The sequence below is a fragment of the Okeania hirsuta genome, from assembly GCF_003838195.1.
GTDB classification, from domain to species: Bacteria; Cyanobacteriota; Cyanobacteriia; order Cyanobacteriales; family Microcoleaceae; genus Okeania; species Okeania hirsuta.
On sequence record NZ_RCBY01000283.1, the window covers coordinates 1 to 8,107 of the forward strand.

Annotated in this window: 4 protein-coding genes; 3 read left to right on the forward strand and 1 reads right to left on the reverse strand. The window is 36.1% G+C overall.

Features of this window, described 5'->3' with window-relative positions; translation table 11 throughout:
- Positions 1-184: 184 nt before the first annotated feature.
- The 3 genes from D5R40_RS28030 (at position 185) to D5R40_RS28035 (ending at position 5,678) form a co-directional block, all read left to right on the forward strand.
- Positions 185-1,855, forward strand: a complete 1,671-nt coding sequence (locus D5R40_RS28030; RefSeq protein WP_124155529.1) for a ShlB/FhaC/HecB family hemolysin secretion/activation protein — start codon at positions 185-187, stop codon at positions 1,853-1,855.
- Positions 1,856-2,138: 283 nt separating this feature from the next.
- On the forward strand, positions 2,139-2,282 hold the full coding sequence (locus D5R40_RS36260; RefSeq protein WP_161565086.1) for a hypothetical protein: 144 nt from the start codon (positions 2,139-2,141) through the stop codon (positions 2,280-2,282).
- 747 nt (positions 2,283-3,029) lie between these two features.
- Positions 3,030-5,678 carry a CHAT domain-containing protein gene (locus D5R40_RS28035; RefSeq protein ID WP_124155530.1) on the forward strand — a complete coding sequence of 883 codons (2,649 nt, stop codon included), beginning with the start codon at positions 3,030-3,032 and terminating at the stop codon, positions 5,676-5,678.
- A gap of 653 nt (positions 5,679-6,331) precedes the next feature.
- Here D5R40_RS28035 and D5R40_RS28040 read toward each other — a convergent pair.
- A complete protein-coding gene (locus D5R40_RS28040) occupies positions 6,332-7,438 on the reverse strand; it encodes an HrcA family transcriptional regulator (RefSeq protein WP_192901201.1) in 1,107 nt (368 codons plus the stop codon).
- Positions 7,439-8,107 lie beyond the last annotated feature (669 nt).

Sequence of the window (8,107 nt, forward strand, 5' to 3'; positions counted from 1 at the left end):
GGGGGAGCGAATCCCCATGTAATTTTCCTCCTGTCTCCTGTCTCCTGTCTCCTGTCTCCTGTCTCCTTCTTCAAGTTGGGTCTTAACACTAAGCCATGAAAGGACACTATAAAAAAAAATTTATTATTTCAATGACCAAATTTTATTATTTGCTTAGGCAGGACCTCAACCTCGAAAAAAAGTTATGATTGTCTGGATAATAATTCTGATTTCTTTGTCTTATCTTTCTGCTTCTGAACCTGCCACTGCTCAAACAACTCCCAGGCCAGTTAACCCTAACCCTCAACCCATACCAGATGTAGAACCATTACCTCCACCAGATGATTTGCTCCAACCTCCACCAGTACCATCTCTATCTCCCCAGTCACCTCCTCTGCAAATTCCAGGTCAAATTACAGTAACCCAATTTGTAGTTGTTGGTAGTACGGTTTTTAGTTCCACAGAATTGGCGGAAATTCTTGAACCTTTTACAGATCGTCCTATTTCTTTTGCCGAATTACTAGAAGCACAAACAGCAGTAACTCAGCTATATTTCGATGGAGGATATGTTACTTCTGGGGCATTTATTCCCCCACAAACTTTGCAAGATGGTACAGTTACAATAGAAGTGATAGAAGGGATAGTTGAAGCAATTGAAATTTCGGGGTTAAAACGACTTAATTCTGGTTATATTCGCAGTCGAATTGAATCTGGTATTAAAACACCTTTAAATCAAGATGATTTATTTCAATCTTTACAGTTACTTCAGCTTGACCCTTTAGTTGAGAGATTATCTGCTAATTTAACAGCAGGTTCTCGTCCTGGTTTGAGTAGGTTAGAGGTTGAGGTGGAAGAAGCACCTGCTTTTTTTGCTCAACTTTCTGCTGATAATTTACGTTCTCCTAGTGTGGGTACTGTTCGTCGCCAAGTTCAACTTTCTCATAGTAATTTGACTGGGTTTGGCGATCGCCTGAATGCGACTTATTACAATACAGATGGTAGTGATACTCTTGATGACTTTAGTTATACTATCCCCATTAATTCTAAAAATGGGACTATTAGTTTACGTCATCGTCGCACCAGTAGTGAAATTATTGAAGATCCTTTTAATGAACTAGATATTGAAACAAATTCTCGTACTTATGAGATGAGTTTTCGCCAACCTATTTATCAAACTCTTAGTAAAGAAATTGCTCTGGGTTTAATGGGTTCTGTAGAAGAATCAAAAACTACTCTTTCCGATGACCCTTTTCCCGATCCAAATGATGGGGAGATTAGAATTTCTTCAGTTCGTTTTTTTCAGGAATATACTTCTAGGAGTACTAATGATGTGTTTGTGGCACGGTCAGAATTTTCTCTAGGAATAAATGCTTTTGATGCTACTGTTAATAGTAATGCTCCAGATGGGAGATATTTTTCTTGGCGGGGACAAGCACAATATTTACGTTTATTTGCACCAGATACAGTTTTTTTAATTCGGTCAGATATTCAATTAGCACCTAGAAGTTTGTTTCCCCAAGAACAGTTTAGCTTGGGAGGTGGATTAAGTGTGAGGGGATATCGTCAAGATGCTTTACTTGGTGATAATGGTTTGTTTATTTCTAGTGAGTTTCGGTTTCCTATTCTGCGGGTGCGAGACTTGGATGCTACTTTACAATTAACTCCTTTTGTTGATTTTGGTACTGTTTGGAATAGTAATGAAGTTGAATTAGTAGAGGAAACTTTATCTTCTGTAGGTGTGGGTTTAAGAATTCAAGTAGGAACTCGTTTTTCGGCTCAATTAGATTGGGGAATACCTTTTGTAGATATAGAGACAAATGGAGATTCATTACAGGAAGAAGGGATATATTTTTATCTGAAATACAGAGCTTTCTAATTAGGGTTTGCGCATGGTAAAGTCTTTTGGTAGAGGTAGGAGACAGGAGACAGGAGACAGGAGAAACGGGAAATGAGCGAGGAGGTAGGAGTAAGAATTGTCCCAAGATTGTTCTTTCCTTAGTTTGCCTTTTATGTTAACTTTTTGAGGGTTTTAGATTAAAACCAGTGCACTTTTTGGGAATTAAAGAATACTCAAACCTTTACTTGTCAATGGTTTGATATTTTATCAGTAAGCCATAATTATATCAAATCCGGTAGCATCGGTGTAATTAGATTGGGGGATGGGGAGATGGGACCCACCCCTCGCCCCTCCCCCTCCCAGGAGGGGAATGTGGGGAGATGGGGAGATCGAGAAATATTTGGTAATGGTTGAAGATGAAACATTTTTTTATACCGAATTAAACGGATTTGATATTATTTATTAATTAATTAAATGTTCACAAATTTTTAAGCTATAAAAAATATAATATTAGATAATTGATTATATTTTGCTCGAAAAAAAATACTATAGCAGGGAACAGGGAATAGGCAAAAAGCAACAGGCAACGAGCAACAGTAGGAAAAACATTTCTCTGTCTAAGGTTTATCATCAGCATAAGTCAAACACCAATTCGTTCTTTGCTATATACTAATTTTCTCAAAAATTAAGATAATACTTTTCCTCAAAAAATACTTTCATAAAATTTTATGCTTTACCGAAAAATTCAGGTATAAATCCTCTTATATCATGTTCGGTTGAATACTTATAAATACCTGTTGTGAGGAGTCAGGAGTCAGGAGTCAGGAGTCAGGAGAGAAGAAAGGAGAAAAAGAGGAAATATTGGATAAAAATAAAGATAATTTCAGTATTTATTTGGTACAGTTGATACTGTCAATTATTAAATTTTATAGCAATATGATTTGAGTTGTGAAATATTGGAGACTTTAATAAATTATACTAGCTATTTTTAAGCATATCCGATCGATGTCTACATTTTTGTAGCATTCTTTTTTCAAATTGGTATAAGAATAAGAAAACTGCTATATTCTATGCTTTAAAGGAAAACCTCAATTCTCACATCTGATTCCTGATTGCTATATTTGTAACTGATTATCCGAACATGATATTCTTTATAAGAATAGGTAATTCTAAATTCTAAATTCTAAATTCTAAATTATTTTGTAGCAAATATATGCTTAAAGTCTTTCTTATTTCTTCTGCCTTCTGCCTTCTGCCTTCTGCCTTAATTTTAGGTATTCAAGTAAAGCAAGTTCAGGCAGTTTACCTAAATAATAATCTAGTTAAAAAAAGTAAAATAAATGGGGATGTACTAACTCAAGCATTGACCATATCAGCTAGTAATTTAGAACTACAAGCACAAAAACTTTTTGAAAAAGGAGATTTTTCTGCAAGTATACCTCTGTTAGAAGTAGCTATTAATAATTATGCCACTCAAGGAGATAATTATAGTCAGATCAGAGCGCTAAGAAATTTAGGTTTAGTTTATCTCAAACTAGGAAAATGGCAAGATGCTGAAGCAGCTTTAAATAATTGTTTAAATTTAATCCAACAAACATCAAATCTTCAAAAAACTGAAAAAATTACAGCTAGCGTTCTAGAAGTAAAAGGTCAGTTAAAATTATCTATTGGTCAAGCAGAAGTAGCTTTAGATACTTGGAAAGAAGCCAGTCAAATTTATGAAAAAATTGACGATTATTTAGGGTTTACTCGTAGTGGAATTAATCAAGCTCAGGCTTTACAAGCTTTGGGTTTATATTCTCAAGCATTTAAACAATTAACAAGAGCTAAACAAAATCTGGAAGAACAACCAGATACAATAATTAAAGCAAAAGCACTACAAAGTTTGGGTGATGTGCTTCGAGGAATAGGTCAACTATCAGAATCTCAAAAAGTTTTAGAGTCTAGTTTAGTCATAGCAGAAAATTTACAAGCAACAGAAGAAATAGCGATAATTTTAATTAGTTTAGGTAATACAGCTATCCTTTTAGATAATCCCCAAGCTGCTAATTTATTCTATCAACGAGCTATTCAGGAATCACCTATAGTAGAAATTAAAACTCAAGCAATGCTCAATCAGTTAAATTTATCTGTAGAACAAAAGCAATATTTAACGGCAACAGAATTAGTCACAAATATAGATGATTTGTTAAACCAATTATCTGCTTCTCAGCCAGGTATTTATGCCAGAATTAATCTGGCTCAGAATTTAATAGAATTAAGAAAAGAAGTTTTCGCAAATGACAGTAATAAACCATTATATCCACCAGCAAAAATTGCTGATTACTTAGTTACAGCAGTACAACAAGCAAGAAGTTTAGAAGATGCAAGGGCAGAATCTTATGGTTTAGGAACTTTGGGAACTTTATATGAACATAATCAGCAATGGAATGAGGCTAGAGAGTTAACAGAAAAAGCTTTAATTTTGGCTCAAAGTATTAATGCTGCTGATATTTCTTATCAGTGGGAATGGCAATTAGGTCGGATTTTAACAGTTACAGGAAATACAAACGAAGCGATAGTAGCTTATTCTCAATCAGTAAAAAATCTCCAAGCTTTGCGGAGTGATATAGTTGCTATTAGTTCAGAATTAAAGTTTGATTTTCGAGATAGTGTAGAACCAATTTATCGTGAATTAGTAGAGTTACTTTTAGAACCTTCTACACCTGGAAAAAAAGATATTAGTCAAAAAAATTTGAAACAAGCACGACAAGTAATTGAAGCTTTACAGTTAGCTGAACTAGATAATTTTTTTCGTAATGCTTGTTTAGATACTAAACCTGTAGAAGTAGACCGCGTAGACAAAAATGCAGCTATTTTTTATACAATAATTTTGCGCGATCGCTTGGCAGTAATATTAGCCATACCAGAAAAACCTTTGGTTTATTACAGCACTAATATATCAAGAGCGGAAGTAGACTCAAAAATTGAAACTATGCTAACAGCTCTCACATTTCCGCAAAAGCGAATTTTTATTGAAAACTATTTGGAACCTGCGGCAGAAATTTATCAATGGCTAATTTATCCTGCTGAAGAGTTATTGCGAGATAGTCAGATAAAAACCTTAGTATTTGTATTAGAAGGAAGGTTGCGAAGTATTCCTTTAGCTAGTCTTTATAATGATGATAGTAAGGAATATGTAATTCAGAACTATAATGTGGCGATCGCTCCTAGTCTAGAATTAATCGATCCTAAACCACTAGCACGAAAAAAACTGGAAGTACTGGGAATGGGAATAACTGAAAGTCGTCAAGGTTTTCCACCACTGCCAAATGTGAGACAAGAGTTAAAAGATATTCAAGCTCAAGCTTCTAGTGAGATTTTGCTAAATGAGTTGTTTACAGAAAATGAAGCTAATACCGAAGTCGCTGATACTCCTTACCAAGTAATTCACATTGCAACCCATGGCGAATTTAGTTCTAATGTTGAAGATACATTTATTCTGACCTGGGATGATAGGATTAATGTTGAAGAGTTACGAAGTATGATTAAATCTGGCGTTCAACAAACGCGTCCTGTAGAATTATTAGTATTGAGTGCTTGTCGTACTGCAACTGGAGATGAGCGAGCAACATTGGGGTTAGCGGGAGTTGCAGTCAGAGCAGGAGCAAGAAGTACCATTGCTAGTCTGTGGTATGTGAGTGATGAAGCAACTGCTGTGTTGATGAAAAATTTATATGAACAGTTGACCGACTCAACAATCACTAAAGCAGAAGCTTTACGTCGAGCGCAACGAAAAATTTTACGAGACGCTCAAATAAGAGAGGTAAATTCAGAATTTGAGCATCTCGTAAAATTTTTCGTTGCCTTTTCATCTAAATGAAAAAGCAACGAAAAATTTTACGAGACGCTCAAATAAGAGAGGTAAATTCAGAATTTGAGCATCCCTACTTTTGGTCAACTTTTGTTTTAGTAGGGAATTGGTTATAGAAGTCAAAAGTCAAAAGTCAAAAGTTAAAAGTGAGAAGTTAGAAGTTAAAATTTAGAAGTCAGGAATCAGGAGGAAAGAAAAGGTTATATCAAATCCGGTAGCATCGCTGTAATTAGATAGTTAATTTAGGAGTCAGGAGTCAACCCACCCCTCCCCCCTCCCCCTCCCAGGAGGGGAAGGACCTCCTCAGGAGGGAAGAGAATGCGCGAAACATTTGCTATTGGATGAAGATGAAAATTTTTTTTATACCGAACCCGAGCGGATTTGATATTAGAAGAGAGAAAGTTTTTTTATCGTGCTATTATCCGGACATGATTATAAAAATAAAAAAAGAATGCTACGAATAATGGCGCTGGTGATTTGAGGTATGATATCTTGTCCGGATAATTACTGATAGAACTCAATTCTGCGCTCCACGTTTTCGGTACGGAATGCTGCACCTCACCTGTCGCGTAGCGTTAACGTGTGTTGTGCGCCAGCTAAACAAAAAACTTTCTTCCCTACTTACTCCTAACTTTTGACTTCTAACTTTTGACTTCTGACTTCTAACTTCCTCCAATAGCTTCTGAGAGAAAATCTGCTGTAGATTTAACTATGGCGATCGCATTCTCATAAACCATTCTCGTTGGCCCCAAAACTCCTACACTTCCCAGTGGAGTTATCCCATTCCCATAAGTTGCAGAAATCAGGGCACAACCTTGGATGGGTTCTAGAGGATTTTCCGAACCTATTCTTACTGTCACCTGGTTATCTGTACTGGGAACTTCAAATATTAAAGGCCACAACTGCTCCTGTTCTTCTTCTAATAGTTGAATAATAGTTTGAACCTGTTGCATTTTAGAGAATTCTGGTAAACGCAATACTTCTGCTATGCCACTAATCAGAATCCTAGTGTACTCTGGTGTCTGACAACGGAGAGCTAAACTTTCCAACAGATTTTTGATTGACTCAGCATACTTCTCAAACTCCCGGTCTAGCTCCGTCCAATCTAATGAAGATAATTCTCCTATTGCTCGTCCTCGTAGTTGGCTATTCAAAAAATTTGATAATATTTGTAACTCTCTGTCAATATCTTCTGGGTCAGGCAGTACAGAATTCTCTGGTAAATCTTTGCCATGTTTTTTCTGATTTACAGCCCTCAAGTCCATCATCAGAGACTGAGTTTCATAGGTATTTGTTACCACAATTAGCATGATTTTTTCTGCTTCCACTTGTACCAGTTGTAGATGTCGTAACTTAGCGGTGGCAGTTTGGGGCATTGTCACTAGGGTAATATAACCACTTAGAGTAGCCAAAATTTGAGCCGATCCTTGAAGTAGGGCCTCTAGGCGACTTTCTGGCAAATTCAATTGTTTTTGTAAAAGTTCTTCAACTTCAAAAGCCAGAGTTTCTGAAGGTTTCATTAATTGGTCAACATATATTCGGTATCCTGAGTCCGAAGGAACTCTTCCAGCTGAAGTATGAGGTTGATATAAAAGTCCTATTTTTTCCAGAAAGCTCATCCCAGTGCGAATTGTCGCTGGACTAACACTGAGATTGTACTCTTCTGCTAGAGATTTGGAGCCAACTGGTTCTGCCGTTGCAATATAATGACGAACTGTTGCCCATAGTATATGTTGATGACGATTATTAAGATTAACTTGCAGTGACATGGACGTAGAGAAAGTATATTAGGTAAAGTGCCAGACAATAGCAAAAAATATGATGTTAGTTAATCATAACACCAAAGTTATTTTTCTTTATATAACTTATACTTCGTTATTATCTACTCATATTTATCTTAGTTTGTAGATATAGCAGGGAACAGCGGTGCAACTCCGTGTCAACAATAAAGATGGGAAGGAAGCGCCACCTGTGGGCATCTGAGCAAACCAAGCTAGTATCTGGTAGCGCACTCCTGTGAGTCAACAAGCAACAACGAAAAATATTTCTCTGTCTAAATATCAAGTCTCATTAATTAGACGTAATAAAAATTCTCTTCTCAAGATACAGCCTATTTCAGATTAGTAAGGTACACCAGTCGCAGGCAAGATGCCTACACTACAAATACTTTACCATTCTTCTGTGTATATCATTTACCTGAAATCTCCTGTAATTGAGAACTTTATATCAAATCCGGTAACATTGGTGTAATTAGATTCATAGTGTGGGGACCTACCCCCAACCCCTCTCAGGAGGTGAATGTGGGGAAATAAAGAAATATTTGGCAATGGCTGAAAATGGAACATTTTTTTTATACTGAACCCGAGCGGATTTGATCTAAAATCTTCCAACCGTAGCAAATATAAAATTTGCAATATTTTATGTTAGAGCTGATTTAT